The sequence below is a fragment of the Rhodococcus sp. Leaf233 genome, assembly GCF_001426165.1.
Classification (GTDB): domain Bacteria; phylum Actinomycetota; class Actinomycetes; order Mycobacteriales; family Mycobacteriaceae; genus Rhodococcoides; species Rhodococcoides fascians.
The window spans coordinates 108123-131339 of the sequence record NZ_LMRO01000011.1; the positions used below are offsets into that span (position 1 = coordinate 108123).

At 66.4% G+C, this 23217-nt stretch carries 2 protein-coding genes, 1 tRNA gene and 2 pseudogenes; 4 read left to right on the plus strand and 1 reads right to left on the minus strand.

Annotated elements, in window-relative coordinates:
* The first annotated feature begins 50 nt into the window (after positions 1-50).
* The 3 genes and pseudogenes from ASH04_RS18670 to ASH04_RS27585 all read left to right on the plus strand — a co-directional run.
* Positions 51-1508 (plus strand): amidohydrolase, encoded by a 1458-nt coding sequence (locus ASH04_RS18670; protein WP_057474229.1) that lies wholly within the window; start codon positions 51-53, stop codon positions 1506-1508.
* Positions 1509-1588: 80 nt separating this feature from the next.
* A complete protein-coding gene (locus ASH04_RS18675; RefSeq protein ID WP_027496298.1) occupies positions 1589-2014 on the plus strand; it encodes a PPOX class F420-dependent oxidoreductase in 426 nt (141 codons plus the stop codon).
* A gap of 296 nt (positions 2015-2310) precedes the next feature.
* Positions 2311-12117, plus strand: a pseudogene (locus ASH04_RS27585) (amino acid adenylation domain-containing protein); the annotation flags it as partial.
* Positions 12118-12214: 97 nt separating this feature from the next.
* On the opposite strand, the gene ASH04_RS26665 reads toward ASH04_RS27585, so the two are convergent.
* Positions 12215-12321, minus strand: a tRNA-OTHER gene (locus tag ASH04_RS26665).
* Between ASH04_RS26665 and ASH04_RS26670 the strand changes: the two are divergent.
* Positions 12274-23178: pseudogene (locus ASH04_RS26670) on the plus strand (amino acid adenylation domain-containing protein); the annotation flags it as partial. The gene ASH04_RS26665 and the pseudogene ASH04_RS26670 overlap by 48 nt on opposite strands.
* Positions 23179-23217 lie beyond the last annotated feature (39 nt).

Below are 23217 nucleotides of genomic sequence, written 5' to 3' on the forward strand. Positions count from 1 at the left end.
AGAGGATGGCATGCCGCCTGCGTCGGGGGCGACGCTCTAGAGTCCCAGGAGTGATTATCGCCAATGTCGCACTGGATGATTCCGGCGTGCTCTTCGACATCGAACTCGTCGGCTCGACCATCGGGTCCATCACCCCGGCCGGTAGCGATCGCACCCGCGGCGTCGAGGTCGTCGACGGGGCGGGGGGAGTGGCCCTGCCGGGTTTCGTGGACAGTCATGTTCATCTGACGCAATGGGCAGCGGCGCGGCGGCGTATCGACGTCGGGCCGGCCTCGTCGGCGGCCGATGCCGTGGCACTGGTGTTTCCCTATGCGCGCACAGCAGGCGATTCCGTAGTGCGCGCCAACGGGTTTCGGGACGCGCAGTGGCCCGACGAACCACACAAGGACCTGCTCGAGAACGCGCTGCCCGGTGTGCGTGTGGCGTTGACGAGCATGGACCTGCACACGCTGTGGCTGAGTCCGGCGCTGCTGCGCGATCTCGGTATCGACCATCCCACCGGAGTGCTTCGTGACGTCGACGGTCTCGAGGCCGTCATGGCGCTGGAGGCCTTGGAGGACCCGGCCGAGCTGGACCGAGCTGTGCTCGACGCCACCGCGGCACTGGCGGTCCGCGGAGTGACCGGCGTCGTCGATTTCGAGTTCGCCGACAACCGGACGGTCTGGGATCGACGCCTGTCGGCCGGATCTCCCGCAGTGCGCGTCGACACCACGGTGTGGCCGCAGTGGCTCGACGAAGCGCTCGATCGTGGGGAGCGCACCGGCGACGTCTCGGCCGTCTCGGACATGATCAGGCGCGGACCGCTGAAGGTCATGCTCGACGGCTCGCTGAACACCAGAACGGCCTGCTGTCACGATCGCTACCCGGGCGTCGACGGTGACAACGCCTACGGACTGTTGCTCGAGACCCGCGACGGACTGTTCGAGCTCGTCTCTCGCGCAGCTCGCGGCGGAATCACCTCTGCTGTCCATGCGATCGGTGACCGGGCGAACGGTGTTGCGCTCGATGCGTTCGAGCGGGCCGGTTGCGGAGGTCGTATCGAACACGCGCAGCAGCTCGTCCCCGAAGACATCGCACGCTTCGCGGCGCTGGGCGTTGCGGCGTCGGTGCAGCCGCAGCACGCCATGGCCGATCGCGACATCGCCGAGGATCTGTGGGCAGGTCGACGCTCGGTGGCCTACGGCTACGGGTCGCTCCATCGAAGCGGTGCCACGCTGCTCTTCGGCTCCGACGCTCCGGTGAGTCCACCGGAGCCACTGGCAGGCGTTGCGGCGGCGGTATTCCGAACCGACGACGACCGGCCGCCGTGGCATGCCGAGGAATCGGTTCCTCTCGGCGCGGCACTGCGAGCGGCGAGCGGCGACCGCGCTGCGCTCCGCGTCGGGGACGTCGCGGACATCGTCGTTCTCGAAGAGCACCCGGTGCATCGCTCGGCGCACGATCTGGCCGACACGGAGGTGCGGGCCACGATCTGCGCGGGTCTGCTCACCCACGTCGGCCCGGCTTAGCATCGTCGATCGGGCGGCACGTCCTGGCCGAGTTCGTCGGTGACGTGAACCTGTCGGTCCGGCCGAGTAGCGTGACGTCGATGACGTCTTTCACCGATCCACGCGTGCGAGAGTTTCTGTCGGCAGGTACCCGCACCGGAAAGGTCGGCTACCTCGCTTCGGACGGACGGCCCCTGGTCGCCCCGATCTGGTTCGTCGTCGAGGACGATTCCATCGTGTTCAACACCGGAGCCGATACCGCCAAGGGGCGAGCGATTCGCAGGGACCCTCGGATCGTGTTGACCGTCGATCTCGAAGAGCCGCCGTACGGGTTCGTGCAGGTGCAGGGCGTTGCCTCGATCGACGAGGATCCCCGAGAACTGGTGCGTACGGCCACCGAGATCGGAGCGCGGTACATGGGCCGCGACAGAGGGGAGGAGTTCGGCAGACGCAACGGAGTTCCGGGCGAATTGATCGTTCGTTTGGTACCTACCAAGGTGATTGCCGCTTTCGACATGACGGCGTGACAACCGACGAACTCCGCGCGTGCGGGCCTGTAGATTGGCCGGGTGCCGAATCCAGCCACCGGTTCTGCACGTACGGGGGCGGGTGCTCTCGACGCGTGCTGGGCATGTAACGGTCCGGCCCATCTCGACGGATAAGTACTGAAAGGTAACTTCCGAGTTGTTCATGGTGAGAAAATAGAGATCGACGTAGTCAGCTTGCTCGATGTGTTCGGTGCCCATCGTTGTCCGCCGCTTCGGCGGCCGGTGGGGGCGCGTGTGATTGTGGGAAAGAGAGGAATCGATTGGACCCGCTAGGTGTGGAAGGTGCTGGAGACGACGACACGGGAGTCGACAGTCGGCAGCATCCCTCGTTCCCACTGTCACCGGCCCAATTGGGGATGTGGTTCGCGCAGCACGTGGACCCCTCGGTACCCGCCAACATCGCGCAGTACGTCGAACTGCGCGGTGATCTCGACGTCGAACTGTTGCGGCGCGCATCGTCACGCGCAGCCCTCGAACTGCAGTCCGGTTTCGTCCGTATCACCGAGATCGACGCGGAGCCACGACAGATCGTCGACCCCACCCTGGACGACTCGCTCGGACTGGTGGATCTGCGCGGCGAGAACGACCCTCGCGCGGCCGCCCTCGAGTGGATGCACGCCGATTACAGCGCTCCGATCGACATTCTTCGCGATCGACTGATCGCCGCCACCGTCCTGCGTATCGAGGACGATGTCTGGTTCTGGTACGAGCGCGTGCACCACGTCGTTCTCGACGGCTTCGGTGCCGTGACCTTCATGAACCGCGCTGCGGAGTTGTACACGTCCGAGGTCGAGGGCACCGAACCGACGAAGAACCTGGCCTCGGATCTGACCAAGGTCTACGACATCGAGATGTCCTACCGCGATTCGAGCCGCTTCCAGGCCGATCGCGAGTACTGGGCGTCGCGGATCGACGGAATCGACGGAGTCACCACCCTCGCCGGGCACACCGCTCCGCCGGCCCCGAAGAGTCAGATCGACAGCACCGCTCTGTCTGCCGACACGATGAGCAGTCTCGATGCCCTGCGCGCCGAGACCGACACGACGATGGCGACCATCGTCATCGCCGCGTTCGCGGCGTATCTGGCCCAGATGACCGGCCGCGAGGACGTCGTGCTGTCACTGCCGGTGACTGCGCGAACCACCGCGGTTCTGCGCCGCTCCGGCGGCATGGTGTCCAACGTAGTGCCGCTGCGGTTCGACGTCTCGGGCGACACCACCGTCGAAACGATGCTGGCGCGCGTCAACGCCGAGGTCTCCGGTGCACTGCGCCACCAGCGGTACCGGCACGAGGACATTCGCCGCGACGCCGGCGGCGCAAGCGGTCAAGCTGCGTTCTTCGGTCCCTGGGTCAACATCATGCTGTTCTTCGGCGAGGTGCGCCTGGGATCGATGGTCGGCGGAATCAACATCCTCTCCACCGGCCTCATCGAGGACTTCGGACTGAACCTCTACACGAGCGTCGCCGGGGCCACGACCCACATCGACTTCGAGTCCAACCCCAACCTGTACGGCCCCGATCAGTCCGGCCGCAATCACGAGCGGTTCGTCGACTTCCTCGGCCGTTTCGTGGCGGCAGCCCCGACGGACCTCGTCTGGGACCTGGCTCTGACCGACGGATCCGAGCGCGCACTGGTCGTCTCCGAGTGGAACCACACCGAACACGAGACCACGCCCAGCACTCTGTTCACCGCCTTCGAGGCTGCTGCGGCAGCTCGTCCCGACGCCACGGCTCTGGTGTACGAGGGCGACGTCCTGACTTACGGAGAACTGTCGGCGCGGGTGAACGGCCTCGCTCGCCATCTGATCGACATGGGCGTCGGCCCGGAGACTCTTGTCGGCTTGTCCATTCGACGCTCGTTCGATCTTGTGGTCGGCATGTACGCCATCGTGGCGGCAGGCGGAGCATGGGTACCGATCGACCCGGATCATCCTGCCGAACGCACGGCCTACATCCTCGATTCCGCGCAGCCTCGGTGCGTACTGATCTCGTCGCGTGACGACGTGTCGCTGCCCGAGGGCACCGAGACGGTCGCCGTCGATCTGGTCGACCTGTCCGCCCGGTCGTCCGCTCCGGTCGGAGACGCGGAACGGATTGCGCCGCTTCGTGTTTCGAACACCGCGTACGTCATCTACACCTCCGGCTCCACCGGCCGCCCGAAGGGCGTCGCCGTGGAGCACGCCGCCATCCACAATCAGATGGAGTGGATGCTGGCGGAGTATCCGATGGATACCACCGACGTCTATCTGCAGAAGACGGCGACGACGTTCGACGTCTCGCTGTGGGGTTTCTTCCTGCCGCTGCGAGTGGGCGCGACGATGGTGCTCGCCACCCCCGACGGGCATCGCGACTCGGTCTACGTGGCGAACAGGATCGCCGAACACTGCGTCACGGTCACCGACTTCGTGCCCTCGATGCTGACCGTGTTCGTCGCCAACGCGCCGGCCAACACCTGTGCTTCGCTGCGTCACGTTTTCGTGATCGGCGAGGCGCTTCCGGTCGAGACGGCAGCAGCATTCCGATCCGTCTGCGCCGCAGGACTGCACAACCTCTACGGTCCCACCGAGGCGGCGGTCTCGGTGACGTACCACGAGAGCAGCCCACAGGACACGCGAACCGTCCCGATCGGTGTGCCCGAGTGGAACACCCGCGCCTTCGTACTGGACAGCCGGCTGCGACCCACTCCGGTGGGAGAAGCGGGCGAGCTCTACCTCGCGGGCGTCCAGCTGGCGCGGGGCTACGTGGGGCGCCCCGACCTGAGCTCGGATCGGTTCGTGGCCAACCCCTTCGGCGACGCCGGAGAGCGGATGTATCGCACCGGCGACCTCGTTCGGTGGCGCAGCGACGGAGTGCTGGACTACATCGGACGCACCGACTTCCAGGTGAAGTTCCGTGGCCAGCGCATCGAGCTGGGCGAGATCGAAACCGTGCTGCTCGCACACGAATCCATCTCGCAGGCAGTGACATTGGTCGTGCAGACGGTTACCGGCGACCAACTCGTCGCCTACGTCGTCGCCGGGCCGGGGAAGTCCATCGACTCCGCCGAGGCCATCGAATTCGCCGGGCATGCGCTGCCGTCCTACATGGTTCCCGCAGCAGTGGTCGTGCTCGATGCGCTGCCGCTCAACACCAGCGGAAAGCTCGATCGAAAAGCGTTGCCGGAGCCGGTGTTCACCAGCGCCAAGAAGTACCGAGCACCGCAGAGCCGCGCGGAATACGTCGTCGCCGGAATCTACGAGGACCTGCTCGGCGCGTCCAAGGTCGGTCTGGACGAGGACTTCTTCGAGCTCGGCGGCAACTCGCTGATCGCCACACAGTTGGTGACACGAGTCGGCGGCGCACTCGGAGTACGCCTGGGAGTGCGCGAGCTGTTCGAGGCCCCCACCGTCGGCGCACTGGCTGCCCGGGCCGAGTCGGCTGCCGGCCGCGGATCCGACACCCCGATCCTCGAATCCCGGGAACGCCCCGAGCGCATCCCACTCTCGCCTGCACAGCAACGCATGTGGTTCCTCAATCGGTTCGATCCGGCCACTGCGGTGTACAACCTGCCGTTCTCGGTCCATCTGAGCGGTCCACTCGACGTGAGTGCCCTGTCGGCCGCATTCGCGGACGTCGTGGAACGACACGAGACGCTGCGCACGGTGTACCCGGAAGTGGACGGATCGCCCGAGCAGGTCGTGCTCAACGCGGCCAGGACACCGGCCACGATCACCCCGATCCGCATCGAACGGCACGAGCTCGGTGGCCGACTGCACGAGTTGGTGGCCAAGGGCTTCGACGTCACGATCGACACGCCGTTCCGAATCGCGCTGTTCGAGATGTCGCCCACCGAGTACGAACTGGCGATGGTCCTGCACCACATCGCTGCCGACGGAGCCTCCTTCGGACCGTTGGCGCGCGACGTCCTGCTGGCCTACTCGAGCCGGATACAGGGCCGCGCTCCCGAGTGGACGCCGCTCGAGGTCCAGTACGCCGACTACGCGCTCTGGCAGCGTGCGGTACTCGGTCCCGAAACCGATCCGCATTCGCTCGCTGCACGCGAAATCGCCTATTGGAGTGCCACACTCGAGGATCTACCCGATCAGCTGGCGCTGCCGTCGAGTAGGCCCCGCCCCGCCGTGTCGTCCAACGCAGGCAGCAAGCTGCGCATCGAGATTCCGGCCCGGTTGCACAGTGCTCTGGCCGATCTCGCCCGCGCGAACAACTCGTCGCTGTTCATGGTGATGCAGTCGGCGTACGCGCTGTTGCTGGCTCGACTGAGCGGCACCACCGACATCGCCATCGGCGCGCCGGTGGCCGGTCGCGGTGAGCCTGCACTCGACGACCTCGTCGGAATGTTCGTCAACACGTTGGTACTTCGTACCGATGTCGATCCGGCACTGTCGTTCGAGCAGCTGCTCGCTCGCGTCCGCGACACGGACCTGTCGGCGTTCGCGCATGCCGACGTTCCGTTCGAGCGCCTGGTCGAGGTTCTCAATCCGGTCCGCTCGACATCACGGCACCCATTGTTCCAGGTGGCGCTCTCCCTGGAATCGGCCAAGTCTCGTGAACTCACCGTCGGCGGGCTCCGCGCCGTGGCCGCCGAATTCGACGTCCCGATAGCGAAATTCGACCTCCAGCTCTGGCTCACCGAGCACCAGGTCGACGGAACTGCCGCGGGTATCGATGCGGTGTTCGAGTACGCGACCGATCTGTTCGACGCAGATCTGGTCGACAGCTTCGCGCGGCGCTTCCTCGGAATTCTGGACGCAGTCACCACCGACGCGTCGGTTCCGGTCGGCGACGTCGACATCGTGGACGCCGCCGAATACGAGTCCGTCGTGTCCACCTGGAACGTGTCCGGGCCGGACGTCTCTCGCGACGTGACGTTGATCGACCTGCTCGACGCTGCGGCCTCGGCACAGCCGGACGGAGTGGCCGTGCGCTTCGGCGACACGTCGCTGACGTACGCCGAGTTCGATGCTCGGACCAATCGCCTTGCCCGCGTACTGATCTCACACGGCGTCGGCCCCGAGAGCCTCGTCGCGGTCGCCTTACCGAGGTCGGCGGAACTCGTCGTCGCGCTGGTTGCGGTCGTGAAGGCCGGTGGCGGTTACCTCCCCGTCGATCCGAGCTACCCGCTGGACCGCGTCGAGTACATGCTCGACGATGCGCGTCCGACATCGATTCTCTTCTCGGGAACGGACCCGATCGAGCTGCCCGCGGACGTCGAATCTCGCATCGGCGCAACATTCGTCGACATCGACACGGTCGATCTGTCGTCGATCTCGGGCGCACCGGTGACCGACACCGATCGCATTCGCCCGCTTCGCCCCACCAACGTCGCGTACGTCATCTACACCTCGGGGTCGACCGGTCGCCCCAAGGGTGTTCTGGTGCCGCACCGCAACGTGGTTCGGCTGCTCGCGAACACCGATGCGGTCTACGGCTTCGGAGCCGACGACGTGTGGACGATGTTCCATTCCTACGCGTTCGACTTCTCGGTGTGGGAACTGTGGGGTCCGTTGCTGTACGGCGGCACTCTGGTGGTCGTCGACTACTTCACCTCGCGCTCACCCGAAGCGTTCCATCAGCTGCTCGTGGACGAACGGGTGACGGTGCTCAACCAGACTCCGTCGGCGTTCTACCAACTGTCCGAGGCCGATCGCACGGCGGCCTCGACCGGCGGCGAGCTGTCTCTGCGCTACGTGATCTTCGGCGGCGAGGCCCTCGAACAGCGTCGATTGAGCGGCTGGTTCGAGCGGCACGGCGATCGTGCACCGCAGCTGATCAACATGTACGGCATCACCGAGACCACGGTGCACGTGTCGTATCAAGCGTTGGGCTCCGCGTCCGTCGCAACGACCGCATCGGTGGTCGGCAAGCCGATCGCTGGGCTGCGCGTCTACGTTCTCGATACCCGGCTCCATCCGGTCCCGGTCGGGGTGCCCGGCGAGATGTACGTTGCCGGTGGACAATTGGCGCGCGGATACCTGGGACGCGCACCGCTCACCGCGGTGCGGTTCGTGGCCGATCCGTTCGCCTCCGGCTCCGATGCCGGGTCGTTGCTGTATCGCACCGGCGATCTGGCGCAGTGGAACGCGTCGGGCGAGCTCGAATATCTGGGCCGCTCCGACGATCAGGTCAAGGTGCGCGGCTTCCGAATCGAGTTGGGCGAGGTCGAGGCCGCGGTCACCGCGCACCCCGCCGTCACCCAGGCTGCCGTCGTCGTCCGTGAGGATTCACCCGGGGCGGCCCGGTTGGTCGCCTACGTGGTCTCGGCGGTGGCGAACGGTCGGCCTACCCTCGACCTCGAGGACCTGCGAACCGGTATCGCCGAACTGTTGCCGGAGTACATGGTTCCGTCGGCGTTCGTTGCGCTGGAGACGATTCCGCTGACGGTCAACGGAAAGCTGGACCGGCGCGCACTGCCTGCGCCGGTGTTCGAGGTGCGAGATTTCCGCGCACCGACGACACCGATCGAAGAGATCGTCGCCGACGTCTTCGCCGACGTCCTTGGCGTCGAGCGGGTAGGACTGGACGACGACTTCTTCGAGCTCGGCGGTAACTCGCTGATCGCCACCCAGGTGGTCTCGCGGCTCGGAGTGGCACTCGACGCCACCGTGCCGGTGCGCATGCTGTTCGAGGCGTCGACGGTTGCACTGCTCGCGGTGCGCGTCGAACAGGCGGCGGGGGAGGGCGGCCGGACTGCACTGGTCGCGACCGTCCGGCCGGAGCGCATCCCGTTGTCGCTTGCGCAGCAACGCATGTGGTTCCTCAACCGGTTCGACGTCGACTCCGCCGCATACAACATTCCGTTCGCGCTGAAGCTGACCGGCGACCTGGATGTCGCGGCACTGCAGGTCGCCATCATGGATGTGATCGACCGGCACGAGTCGCTGCGCACCGTCTATCCCGACACCGCGCACGGACCGCAGCAGTCCATTCTCGACGCCGCTCAGACGGTGCCGAACCTGATGCCGATTCCGACCTCGGCCGCCGACATTCAGCGACAGGTCTTTGCGCTCGCGTCGACGACGTTCGACGTGACCGTCAACGTTCCGATCCAGGCCCGACTGTTCGAGATCGGCCCACGCGAACACGTGATCGCCATGGTGGTGCACCACATCTCGGCCGACGGGTGGTCGATGGGACCGCTGGCCCGAGACATCATGATCGCCTACGCCTCGCGCACCGCGTGGGAGAACCCGGCCTGGATGCCGTTGGAAGTGCAGTATGCCGACTACAGCCTGTGGCAGCGTTCGGTTCTGGGCTCCGAGGACGATCCGCAGTCGTTGATCTCCGGTCAGGTGAACTACTGGGCCGACATCCTCGCCGGCCTACCCGACCAGCTCGATCTGCCGACCGACCGGCCGCGCCCCAGTCGCCAGTCCTACCAGGGCTCCTCCATCGGATTCGACGTGCCTGCCGATGTGCACCAGGGCCTGTCCGCTCTGGCACATACCCACAACGCATCGCTGTTCATGGTCGTCCACGCCGCACTGGCCGTGCTGCTGGCCCGACTGTCGGGCACCGAGGACATCGCCATCGGTACTCCGGTCGCCGGCCGCGGTGACGCAGCGCTCGACGACGTGGTCGGCATGTTCGTCAACACGCTCGTTCTGCGCACCGACATCGACTCCGGACGCACGTTCTCCGAACAGATCGGCCGCGCGCGCGAAGTCGCGCTCGGAGCCTTCGGCCACGCCGATCTACCGTTCGAGCGTCTGGTCGAGGTCCTCAACCCGTCGCGGTCGCAGGCTCGACACCCGCTGTTCCAGGTCATGCTCTCGTTCGAGAACCTCACCCGAACACACGTCGACCTGCCGGGCCTGTCGGTGGACAGTGTCGCCCTCGATGCCGAAATCGCCAAGTTCGACCTGCAGCTCACCGTGACCGAGTCGATCGGACTGGACGGCCGCGGACAGGGCATGGCCGCCGAACTGACCTACGCGACAGACCTTTTCGATGCCGAGACCGTTCGCGGGTTCGCCGACCGGTTCGTACGGATGCTCACGGCCGTGGTGGCCGATTCGTCGGTGGCCGTCGGCGACATCGATCTGCTCGACGACGGCGAGCACGACCGCGTGGTGGCGGAATGGAACGACACCGAACACGAGGTCCCCGCCGACATCACTCTGGTGGACCTGTTCGACCGACAGGTCGCCCTGACCCCGGACGCAACTGCGCTGGTCTTCGAGGGTGAGCGGCTGACGTACGCCGAGTTCGATGCACGCGCCAACCGTCTTGCGCGCCATCTGGTCTCGCTGGGCGTCGGGCCCGACACGTTGGTCGGCCTCGCGATCGCCCGCAGCCTCGACCTGTTCGTCGGCATGTACGCGATCGTCAAGGCCGGGGCGGGATACGTGCCGATCGACCCGACCCAACCGGCGGATCGCAACGACTACATCGTGGCCACCGCGGCACCGATCCGGGTGTTGTCCACCGTGCGCGATCACGTCGAATTCCCCGACGTCGACACAATCGACATCGACACGCTCGATACTTCTAACCTGTCGTCGGAACCGTTGCGCGACAACGACCGACGCGCCCCACTGCGTTCGCGGAATCTCGCGTATGTCATCTTCACATCGGGTTCGACGGGCCGTCCCAAGGGTGTCGGGGTGTCGCACGACGCGATCGTCAACCGACTGCTGTGGATGCAGGGCGAATACGCCCTGACTCCGCGCGACGTGGTGCTGCAGAAGACGCCGTCCACGTTCGACGTGTCGGTGTGGGAGTTCTTCTGGGCGCTCCAGGTCGGTGCCTCGGTGGTGATCGCCGTTCCCGACGGTCACCGAGATCCCATCTACTTGCTCGATGTCATTGCACGCGAACGTGTCTCGGTGGTGCACTTCGTGCCGTCGATGATGTCGGTGTTCGTGCCCGAAGTCGAGCGGCGTCGCAGCGCGGGAGCCTCGCTCCGACTGATGTTCGCCTCCGGCGAGGCGCTACCGCCCACCACCGCTCGCGCACTGCGGCGTGCGGTCGCGTCGGTGGAACTGCACAACCTGTACGGACCGACCGAGGCTGCCGTGGACGTGACCTACCACGCGGTCACGGATTCGGACTCCGACGTCATGCCGATCGGTGCTCCGGTGTGGAACACCGCTGTCTACGTACTGGATTCGCGACTGCATCCCACCCCGGTCGGTGTTGCAGGTGAGCTCTATCTCGCCGGCACCCAGCTCGCGCGCGGCTATGTGGGACGCCCCGACCTGACCGCGGACAGGTTCGTCGCTCACCCGTTCGCCGATGGCGGCGCGCGGCTGTACCGCACCGGCGACGTCGTGCGCTGGAATCGCGACGGCGAGCTCGAATACGTCGGACGTTCCGACTTCCAGGTCAAGTTGCGCGGCCTGCGCATCGAACTGGGTGAGATCGAAACGGCGCTGCTCGCCCAGCGGTCGGTCTCTCAAGCCGTAGTCGTGGTCCGCCGCGACCAACTCGTCGGATACGTGGTTCCTTCGGGGGTGTCGGTCGACACCGGAGCCGTTCTGTCGGCGCTACGCGGCCGTCTGGCGGAGTACATGGTGCCGTCGACACTGATCGTGCTGCCCGAGTTCCCGCTCGGTGCCAGCGGAAAGCTCGACCGAAAGGCGTTGCCCGACCCCGCATTCGAGGTCACCGAGTACCGCGAACCGACCAACGACATCGAACGCACCGTCGCCGAGGTGTACGCCCAGGTGCTGGGCGTCGAGCGCGTGGGTCTCGACGACGACTTCTTCGAGCTGGGCGGAAACTCGCTCATCGCAACGCAACTCGTGTCCCGACTCGGCGTCGCGCTGGACACCCGGATCGCCGTTCGCGAGCTGTTCGACGCGTCCTCGGTGGCCGACCTCGCAGCCAGACTGGGCACCCTGGTCGCCACCGGCAGCAGGCCGCCGCTGGTACCGCAGCAGCGTCCGCAGCACATTCCGCTGTCGCTGGCGCAACAGCGGATGTGGTTCCTCAACAAGTTCGACGTCGAATCGGCGGCCAACAACATCCCGATCGCCGTCCGGTTGTCCGGTCTGCTCGACCGCCGGGCCATGCAGATCGCGGTCGCGGACGTCGTCGCCAGGCACGAGTCTCTACGGACGGTGTTCCCGGAGACCGACGGCACGGCTCATCAGGTGATCGTCGACGCGCAGACGGCCACACCGGAATTGACGCCGATCGAAATTTCCGCGCATCAGGTGGCCGATGCCATGCGCGAGCTGGCGACGACAGGATTCGACCTGTCGAAGGACCTCCCGTTCCGTACCCGGTTGTTCGAGGTGAGCCCCACCGAGCACCTGCTGGTGTTCGTGGTGCACCACATCGCCGCCGATGGTTTCTCGCTCGGCCCACTCACTCGCGACGTCATGAATGCCTATGCGGCGCGGTCGATGAACCAGGAGCCGTACTGGACTCCGCTTCCGGTCGACTACGCCGACTACAGCCTGTGGCAGCGCGAGGTGCTCGGCTCCGAGGACGACCCCACGTCCGTGGTCTCGCAGCAGATCGACTACTGGACGACGACGTTGGCCGGTCTGCCCGATCAGCTCGATGTGCCCTCTGACCGTCCCCGGCCGGCAGTGGCGTCGAACAGCGGTGCGCTGGTGCGTTTCTCGATCGACGGAGAACTGCATCGCGCTCTGATCGAGGCGTCCCGACGTGAGAACGCGTCGCTGTTCATGCTGGTGCACACCAGCCTCGCGGTACTGCTCTCGCGGCTGTCCGGCGAGACCGACATCGCGATCGGCACACCGGTCGCGGGCCGCGGTGAGGCGGCGCTCGACGACCTGATCGGCATGTTCGTCAACACCCTCGTGCTCCGAACGGAGATCGACACCGCGCGCAGGTTCGACCAGGTACTCGCCGATGCTCGCGAGACCGACCTGTCGGCGCTGGCACACGTGGACGTTCCGTTCGAGCGTCTGGTGGAGATCCTCAACCCGGTACGTTCCACGGCACGTCATCCCCTCGTGCAGGTGGTGCTCGCGTTCCAGAACCTGGGGCAGAAGGATCTCGAACTACCGGGACTGTCGGTATCGGGCGTCGACTTCGAGACCCTGGTTGCACTGTTCGACCTGCAGTTCACGTTCGTCGAATCGTTCGGACCCAGTGGCGCGGCGCAGGGGATGACGTTCGATGTCACCTACGCCACCGACCTGTTCGACGAGTCCACGGTGGTCACCCTGGGTGAGCGTCTGATCAAGGTCCTCGAATCCGTCGCCGACAATCTCTCGACCGTCGTGGGCGACATCGAACTGCTCGACGACGTCGAGTACAAGCGCGTGCTCGACGACTGGAACGACACCGACCACGACGTCGACCGGTCGCAGACGCTGGCCTCCCTCGGGCGGTCGGTCGAATCCGACGGAACCGCACTGGTATTCGGTGACGAGTCGGTGTCCTACGGCGAGTTCGACGCACGGGTGGCTCGTCTTGCGCGGTACCTCGTCGATCGTGGTGTCGGGCCCGAGACCACCGTGGCGATCGCTGCCCGTCGTTCGGTGGAGCTCCTCGTCGGAATTCACGCGATCGTCGCGGCGGGCGGTGCCTACGTACCGATCGACCCGGATCAGCCTGCCGAGCGAATCGCGCACATTCTGCGCACCGCGGCACCGGTGTGCGTACTGAGCACGTCACGAGACTCGGTGGATGCCGACGGGCTCGACGTGATCGACATCGACGTTCTCGACCTGTCCGGGGTCTCCGATGCACCGATCACCGACGCGGACCGAATCGGTGCACTGGCCCCGACGAACACCGCATACGTCATCTTCACGTCCGGGTCGACCGGGCAGCCGAAGGGCGTGGCCGTCACACACGAGGCAATCGTCAACCGTCTGCTGTGGATGCAGTCGGAATACGAGCTCGTCGCCGACGATGTCGTGTTGCAGAAGACCCCCGTCACGTTCGACGTGTCGGTGTGGGAACTGTTCTGGCCGTTGCAGATCGGGGCGACGCTGGTCATCGCGAAGCCGGACGGGCACAGAGACCCGCAGTACCTGCTCGAGACCATCGAGGCGCAGTCGGTCACGACCGCACACTTCGTGCCGTCGTTGCTCGAGGTCTTCGTCTCCGTCGTCGCAGCCGAGTCGTCGTCCGCAGCCGCGTCGCTGCGGACTCTGTTCGCCTCCGGTGAGGCGCTGCCCGCCGAGGTCGGCGAACGCGTCCGACGCGTCCTGCCGGGCGTGGCGCTGCACAACCTCTACGGACCCACCGAAGCGGCTGTCGACGTCACCTATCACGAGGTGTCGGAGGCGGACGTCGACCTGGTTCCGATCGGTGTTCCGGTGTGGAACACCAGAACGTACGTCCTCGACTCCCGACTGTCCCCGGTTGCTCCCGGAGTCGCAGGTGAGCTCTATCTCGCCGGAGTCCAACTGGCCCGCGGCTACCTCGGTCGAGTGGATCTGACGGCAGATCGATTCCTGCCGGATCCGTTCGGCGAACCGGGTTCTCGCATGTATCGCACCGGCGATCTGGTGCGCTGGCGGGAGTCCTCGTCTCACACCGGGCGTCTGGAGTACTTGGGTCGCACAGACTTCCAGGTCAAGTTGCGTGGTTTGCGCATCGAACTCGGGGAGATCGAGACCGTGCTGCGCCGGCACCCGTCGGTGGAGTCGGCCGTGGTGCTGGTTCGGCAGACGGCCGTCGCCGGAGATCAACTGGTCGCCTATGTGGTCCCCGCCTCCGGTGCGACCGTCGACGTGGCCGACCTGACGGCGTTCGCCGCCCGCTCGCTCGCCGGGTACATGGTTCCGGCTGCGACCGTCGTGCTCGACGCACTTCCGCTGACCGCCAACGGCAAGCTCGACCGGCGCGCGCTCCCGGCACCGGATATCGAGCAGCGTGCCTTCCGCGCTCCGACGACCACGTCGGAAATCGTGGTGTCGCAGGTGTTCCGCGACGTGCTCGGCGTCGACGTCGTCGGAGCCGACGACGAGTTCTTCGCTCTCGGCGGTAACTCGCTCGTGGCGACCAGGGTGGCGTCGCGCATCGGTGCCGCGACGGACACCACGGTCAGTGTTCGGACCATCTTCGAGGCGTCGACGGTGGCGGCTCTGGCGGCGAAGCTGGACGAACTCTCGGGATCGGGACGAAAGATTCCTCTCGTGCGTACCGAGTTGCCGGACTTCGTTCCGCTGTCGCTCGCCCAGCGCCGGATGTGGTTCCTCAACCGTTTCGACGTCGATTCGGCAACGGAAAATCTGCCCGTCGCGATCGAACTGATCGGTGACCTCGACGTCGTCGCGCTGCGCTCTGCCGTGGCCGACGTGATCGAACGGCACGAATCGCTGCGCACCGTCTACCCCGAGGCGGACGGGGTGGCGTCTCAGGTGATCGTCCCCGCAGCGCAGGTGGCTCCGGAGCTGGCACCGACGAAGGTCACCGCCGACGACGTCACCGCCGCCCTGGCCGAGTTCTTCGTGCAGGGTTTCGACGTCACGGCCGCACCTCCACTCCGTGCCATCCTGCTCGAGCTCGACTCGAACCGGTATGTGCTGGCCTTGGCCACACATCACATTGCCGCAGACGGTTTCTCGATCGGACCGATGACTCGCGACCTCATGATCGCGTACGCGGCCCGGAGTGCAGGAAGCGAACCGGGTTGGGCACCGCTCGCGGTTCGCTACGCCGACTACACCCTGTGGCAGCAGACCGTGCTCGGTTCCGAGAGCGATCCCGATTCACCGGTGTCCGGCCAGATCCGACATTGGACGCGAACGCTGTCGGGACTGCCGGACGAGAGCACGTTCCCCGGCGACCGAGTGCGTCCCGATCGGTCGTCCTACCGCGGCGGCAACATTCGGCTGACGCTCGATGCGCAGACGCATGCGCGCCTCGGCGCGGTAGCCCGCGCCAATCAGAGCTCACTGTTCATGGTGTTGCACTCTGCTCTCGCGGTGTTGCTCTCCCGGTTGTCGGGCGAAACCGACATCGCCATCGGTACTCCGGTCGCCGGTCGCGGTGAGGCGGCACTCGACGACGTCATCGGTATGTTCGTCAACACCCTCGTGCTGCGCACCGAGATCGATCCCGGCGCTGCCTTCACCGAACTGCTCGCCCGTACGCGCAACACCGATCTGTCGGCGTTCGCGCACGCGGAGGTGCCGTTCGAGCGACTCGTCGAGGTACTCGACCCACCGAGGTCGGCCGCGCGGCATCCGCTGATCCAGGTGATGCTCACCGTGCAGAACATGGAGCAGACCGAACTCGAGCTCCCGGGCCTGACCGTGCGCGGAGTCGATCTCGACGTCGAGACGGCGAAGTTCGACATCCAGTTCACGTTCACCGAGAACCAGGCGGACGGAACCTCGGCCATCGACGTGACGTTCGCCCGTGATCTCTACGACGAGGACACAGCGCGCGCCTTCGGTGAGCGCCTGATCCGCGTGCTGGAGTCGGTCGGTACCGATGCCGAGCAGCCCGTCGGGGACATCCCGGTGATGGATACGGCCGAGCGCGATCACGTTCTCGCCCTTGCCCAGGACGCACCGGCGGTCGCGGATTCTGCCGACTCCATCGTCTCCCTGTTCGCGGCCAGGGTCGCGGAGAACCCGGACGCTGCCGCCGTCGTCTTCGACGGTCGGTCGCGCACGTACGGAGACATCGACACCGAGTCGACGGCACTGGCGAGAGTTCTTGTCGCACAGGGTGTCGGCCGCGAATCCGCGGTCGCAGTCGTACTGCCTCGCACGGCCGATCTCGTGGTGGCGCTGCTCGCGGTGCTCAAGGCCGGAGGCGCATATGTACCGATCGATCCGTCGTACCCGGCCGATCGCATCGAGTTCGTGCTCGCCGACTCGCGTCCCGCCGCGGTACTGACCTGGACCGGTGTCGAGGTCGCGCTACCGCCGGAACTGCCCAGGGTCGACATGGACACCCCAGCGGACGATTCCCGGTTCGCAACGGACGTCCTTCCCGCGGTGACGGCCGCAGAAGCTGCGTACGTCATCTACACCTCGGGTTCGACCGGTACCCCCAAGGGCGTCGTCGTCCCGCACCGCAACGTCGTCCGCCTGCTGGCGAACACCCAGCGGCACTTCGATTTCGGTCCCGCCGACATCTGGACTCTGTTCCACTCGTACGCGTTCGACTTCTCCGTGTGGGAACTGTGGGGCCCGCTCACCACGGGTGGCACCGTCGTCGTGGTCGACTACTTCACGTCGAGGTCGCCGGAAGCGCTGCGCGAGTTGTTGATTCGCGAACGCGTGACCGTGCTCAACCAGACCCCGTCTGCTTTCTACCAGTTCGACCAGGCCGACCGCACGGCATCGGGTGCTGCCGAGTACGCGCTGCGCTACGTCGTCTTCGGCGGAGAAGCGTTGGAGCTGCGTCGATTGAGCGGTTGGTTCGATCGGCACGGCGATCGTTCCCCACAGTTGGTCAACATGTACGGCATCACCGAAACCACCGTCCACGTCTCGCATCGGGCGCTCGATGCGCAGGCTGCCGCGGAGGCATCGGGGTCACTGGTGGGTCGGGCGATCTCCGGGTTGTCCGTGTATGTGTTGGATGCGCGACTCGGCCTCGTGCCGGCGGGTGTCCCGGGAGAGATGTACGTCTCGGGCGGTCAGGTGGCGCGGGGATACCTGGGTCGGCCGGACCTGACGGCGACACGATTCGTGGCAGATCCCTTCGCAGGCGACGGATCCGTGCTTTATCGCACCGGCGACGTCGCCCGGTGGTCGCCCACCGGTGAGCTCGAATTCGTCGGTCGCGCAGACGATCAGGTCAAGATCCGCGGCTTCCGCATCGAACTGGGCGAAGTCGAATCGTCGGTTCTGTCGGCTCCGGCCGTCGGACAGGCCGCGGTGATCGTGCGCGAGGACGCTCCCGGTGCCGCGCGCCTTGTTGCTTACCTGGTGCCCGCAACCGGTTCCACGATCGACGTCGACGCCGTCCGTGCGTCGGTGGCCGAGCAGCTCCCCGAGTACATGGTCCCGTCGGCGTTCGTGGTGCTCGACGCAATTCCGTTGACCACCAACGGAAAGCTGGACCGGCGAGCGTTGCCCGAACCGGCCGCACGAACCCGTGAGTTCAGGCAACCGACGACTCCGATCGAGTCCATGGTCGCCGAGGTGTTCGCCGACGTCCTCGGTCTCGACCGGGTCGGTCTCGACGACGACTTCTTCGAACTCGGCGGCAACTCTTTGGTGGCCACCCAGGTGGTGTCCCGACTCGGTGCCTCCGCCGACACGACGGTCCCAGTTCGGGCATTGTTCGAGGCCCCGACGGTCGCGGCACTCGCGGCGAGGGTCGAGCAGGGCTCGGGCGCGCGGCCGGCGCTGGTGCCAGGGCCTCGTCCCGATCGAGTTCCACTGTCGCTCGCGCAGCAGCGGATGTGGTTCCTCAACCGGTTCGACTCGGACTCGACGGCGTACAACATCCCGTTCGCTCTGCGCCTGAGCGGCGATCTGAACGTCGGCGCGTTGCAGAGCGCGGTCTCGGACGTCATCGAGCGGCACGAGACACTGCGATCGGTGTACCCGGATTCGCCCGAGGGACCGCATCAGGTGGTCGTGCCGATGTCCCAGGTGCCGACGACTCTCGACGTGATCGACACCGACGCGGAATCGGTGACCGCTCGGGTGCTGGAGCTGCTGGCGTCGACGTTCGACGTGACCGCAGAGGTTCCGTTGAAGACCTCGCTGTTCCGAGTCTCCGACACCGAGTTCGTGCTGGCGATGGTGGTCCATCACATCAGCGCCGACGGTCTGTCGATGATGCCGTTGTCGACCGACGTCATGACGGCCTATGCCGCCCGTACCCGGAAGTCCGATCCCGCATGGGCTCCGCTGCCGGTGCAGTACGCCGACTACGCGCTCTGGCAACGCGACGTTCTCGGCTCCGAGGACGACGCCGAATCGATTGCAGCGCAACAGATTCGATACTGGTCTGCCGCGCTGTCGGAGTTGCCCGAGCAGATCGAGCTACCTCTCGATCGCCCGCGTCCGGCGAGCCAGACGTTCCGCGGCAATCGCATCGATTTCCGAATCGACGTCGACGCGCACGCGCGTCTCGCAGAACTGGCCCGCGCGCACAACGCGACCGTCTTCATGGCCGTGCATGCGGCCTTCGCAGTGCTGCTTTCGCGGATCTCGGGGTCCTCGGACATCGTCGTGGGTACACCCATCGCAGGTCGCGGCGAGGCCGAGATCGAGAACCTCGTCGGCATGTTCGTCAACACCCTGGTGTTGCGACTCGATGTTCCGGGCGAGGCGACCTTCGGTGATCTCCTCGACGCCGCGCGTGAAACCGATCTGCAGGCGTTCGCCCACTCGGACATCCCGTTCGAGCGGCTCGTCGACGTGGTCAACCCCACGCGCTCGACGGCTCGGCACCCGCTGTTCCAGGTCGGCTTCTCGTTCCAGAACTTCGCTCGCCGCGAGTTCGAGCTCGACGGGTTGGAAATCTCGGCGCTCGACACCGAGACCGGCAACTCCCAGTTCGATCTGCATCTGATCGTGTCCGATGCCCAGCAGGGCGACGGCGCGGCAGGTGGCTTCGATGCCCTGCTGACCTACGCGACGGATCTGTTCGACGAGAGCACCGCCCGTTCACTCGTGGCCCGCTTCGAGGCCGTGCTGGCCGCCGTCGTGGCGTCGCCGTCGACACCCATCGGCGATCTCGACGTGCTGCTGGACGGCGAGCGATCTGCGATCGTCGAGGACTGGAACGACACGGTTCACGATTTCGGTGTCGTGGAACACACGACCCTGCCCGATCTGTTCGGTGCAGCCGCCGAACGCGACCGCGCTGCAGTCGCACTCGTCCACGACGACGGCGTGGTGACGTACGGAGAGTTCGCAGAGCGGGTCTCGCAGCTCGCGCGGCACCTGATCGGCATGGGTGTCGGGCCGGAAGTGCCTGTCGGCCTTGCCATTCGACGCTCGGTCGATCTCCTCGTCGGCATGTACGCCATCTCGACGGCAGGCGGGGCGTACGTTCCGATCGATCCGGACCAGCCGGCCGAGCGCAACGCGTTGGTTCTCGAGACAGCCGCTCCTGCGTGCATTCTGATCTCCGGCGATGTGGGTGCCGAGATCACCGATGCTGCCCCGATCGTGGATCTGGCCCGGTTCGACGCCGATGCCTACTCGGGTGCTCCGGTTGGCGCGTCCGAACGCACCGGGGTGCTCACCGCAGCCAACACCGCGTACGTCATCTTCACGTCCGGATCGACCGGTCGTCCGAAGGGCGTTGCGGTCTCGCACGGTGCCGTCGTCAACCAGCTGAACTGGCTGCGTGCGGAGTACGCACTCGACGAGACCGACGCAGCGCTGCTCAAGACCGCAGCGACGTTCGACCTGTCGGTGTGGGAGTTCTGGTCGCAGCTGACCTCCGGCGGACGGCTCGTCGTGGCCGAGGCCGACGGTCATCGTGACCCCGACTACCTGCTGGATCTGATTCGCACGCAGTCGGTGACGACACTGCACCTGGTGCCGTCGATGCTGTCGATGCTCGGCACCGTCGCCGCGGGCGAGGTATCGCCGAGCCTGCGGCGGGTGCTGGCGATCGGTGAGGCACTGCCCGCTGCCGTCGCACAGGAGTTCCGCAAGCGGAACGGATCGACCGACCTGCACAACCTGTACGGGCCGACCGAGGCAGCGGTGTCGGTGACCGCGCACGCGGTGACGGACGCCGATACGACCGCGGTGCCGATCGGTGTTCCCGAGGCGAACACGACGGTGTTCGTGTTGGACTCGCGGTTGCATCCGGTGCCTGTGGGTGTCAGCGGCGAGCTCTACCTGGCCGGCGCGCAGCTGGCGCGCGGCTACTTCGGGCGCGCGGACCTGACGTCGGAGCGATTCGTCGCCAATCCGTTCGACGCGAACGGTTCTCGGATGTACCGCACCGGCGACCTGGTGCGCTGGCGGGTGCCCGTCGTCGCCGGAACGCCGGCCCCGGCGCACCTCGAGTACATCGATCGGGCCGACTTCCAGGTGAAGATTCGCGGATTCCGCATCGAGCTCGGTGAGATCGAAGCGGCCCTGCGGTCGCAGCCGGCAGTGGCAGATTCGGCCGTCGTGGTGCACAGCGGCGAGTCCATGGGTGACCAGTTGGTGGCCTACGTCGTCGGCCGGGCCGGGGAGGTCGTCGATGTCGCGCACGTCGAATCCGAACTCTCGCATCTCGTTCCGTCGTACATGGTGCCTGCGGCATTCGTGGTGCTCGAAGCGCTACCGCTCAATGCCAACGGAAAGCTGGACCGAAAGGCGCTGCCCGCGCCGCACTTCGAGGCCACCGAGTTCCGCGCACCGGTCACCCCGATCGAGGAGATCGTCGCGACGACCGTTGCCGAACTGCTCGGGCTGGACCGCGCGGGGCTGGACGACGACTTCTTCGCCCTCGGCGGAAACTCGTTGATCGCAACTCAACTGGTCTCGCGCCTCGGCCAGGCTCTCGACGCGCAGATTCCCGTGCGATCGGTGTTCGCGGCGTCCACGGTGGCGGGCCTCGCTGCACACATCGCGCCGCTCGTCGGCGGCGGTGCCCGCCGGGAACTGACGGTGCGCGAGCGTCCCGATCGACTACCCCTGTCGATCGCCCAGGAACGGATGTGGACGATCAACCGCATCGACCCGGGCTCGTCCGCGTACAACATCCCCGTTGCGGTGCGGTTGACCGGTGCCCTCGACATTGCCTCGCTCCGCGGCGCGTTCGACGATGTGCTCGGTCGCCACGAGATTCTGCGGACGGCCTACCCCGATTCGGTCGACGGCCCGGTGCAGCAGATCGGTGGCGTCGCCGACGTCGGGGTGGATCTCGAACCCGAACAGGTGGCACCGGACGCCGTGGTGTCCCGCCTGACGGACGTCCTCGGTGCGGGATTCGACGTGACGAAGACCGTCCCGGTCCGGGCTGCGCTGCTGCAGGTCGGCGACGACGAACACGTCCTCGCCGTGGTGGCTCACCACATCGCCGCCGACGGGTTCTCGATGGGGCCGTTGATCCGCGATGTCATGGTCGCCTACACCGCTCGGGTGGCGGGGGAGATGCCGTCATGGGCACCGCTGCCGGTGCAGTACGCCGATTTCGCGCTGTGGCAGCGTGATGTACTCGGCCGCGAGGACGACCCGGACAGTCCGCTGGCGAAGCAGCTGGCCTACTGGACCGCCGAGCTGGCGGGAGCGCCGGAACAACTGGCACTGCCGCTCGATCGCCCACGGCCACCTCGACCGACCATGGAAGGCGCGTCGTACGGCTTCACGTTCGGTTCCGACGTGGCGTCGGCCATAGAGAAGATCGCCCGCGAGCATGCGGCGACGACGTTCATGGTGGTGCACAGCGCGTTCGCGGTTCTGCTGGGCCGGTTGAGCAACTCGTCGGACATCAGCATCGGCACCCCGACCGCAGGACGCGGCGAGGAGCAACTGGACGACCTGGTGGGCATGTTCGTCAACACGTTGGTGCTGCGCACGCAGATCGATCCGAACGGCACGTTCCTGGACCTGGTACGTCAGGCGAAGGACAAGGACCTCGCGGCGTTCGGCCACGCGGACGTTCCGTTCGAGCGGCTGGTCGATGCGCTCGGCCGCGCTCGGTCGAGTGCCTACACACCGCTGTTCCAGGCGATGTTGACGTTCCAGAACCATGCGACGGGCACGTTCGAGTTGCCGGGCCTGCAGGTGCAGGCGCTGCCGGCAGGCGACGATCAGGCGAAGTTCGACCTTCAGCTGACCGCTGTCGAGAACTTCGACGAGACCGGAGCGCTGCAGGACATCGAGGCGACGTTCACCTACGCGACGTCGATCTTCGACGAATCGACGATAGCGACGTTCGCCGAGCGGCTGTCGAAGATTCTGCGGACGGTCGTCTCCGATCCCGAGGTGGTGCTGCGATCCATCGACATCCTCACGGACGAGGAGAAGGCCGAGTTCGCGCCGCGCGCCAAGCCGAAGACGGTCGACGACCTACCGCAGTTGATTGCCGACGCAGCGGCGACCGCGCCCGATGCGGTGGCGCTCGAGCACGAATCGACGAGTGTCGATTTTGCGGCCCTGAACGCCAAATTGACGCAGATGTCGGCGACGATGGGCGCGGCGATGAAGCCGCAGGCTCTGGTGACGGTCACGCTGTCCGCACTGATTCCGGGCATCTTGCCCGCCCTCGGTGCAGAGGGGTTGTCGACCGCTCTGGCATCGTTGATCCAACGGGCGGAGTCGGTGATCGCGTCGTCGTGACGAAAGCCGAGCTCGCCGGTTGTGCACGTGGATCGATCA

Excerpts from the sequence above, each read along its gene's own strand:
- ASH04_RS18675 (WP_027496298.1), top strand. The coding sequence starts at position 1,589 with ATGACGTCTTTCACCGATCCACGCGTGCGAGAGTTTCTGTCGGCAGGT.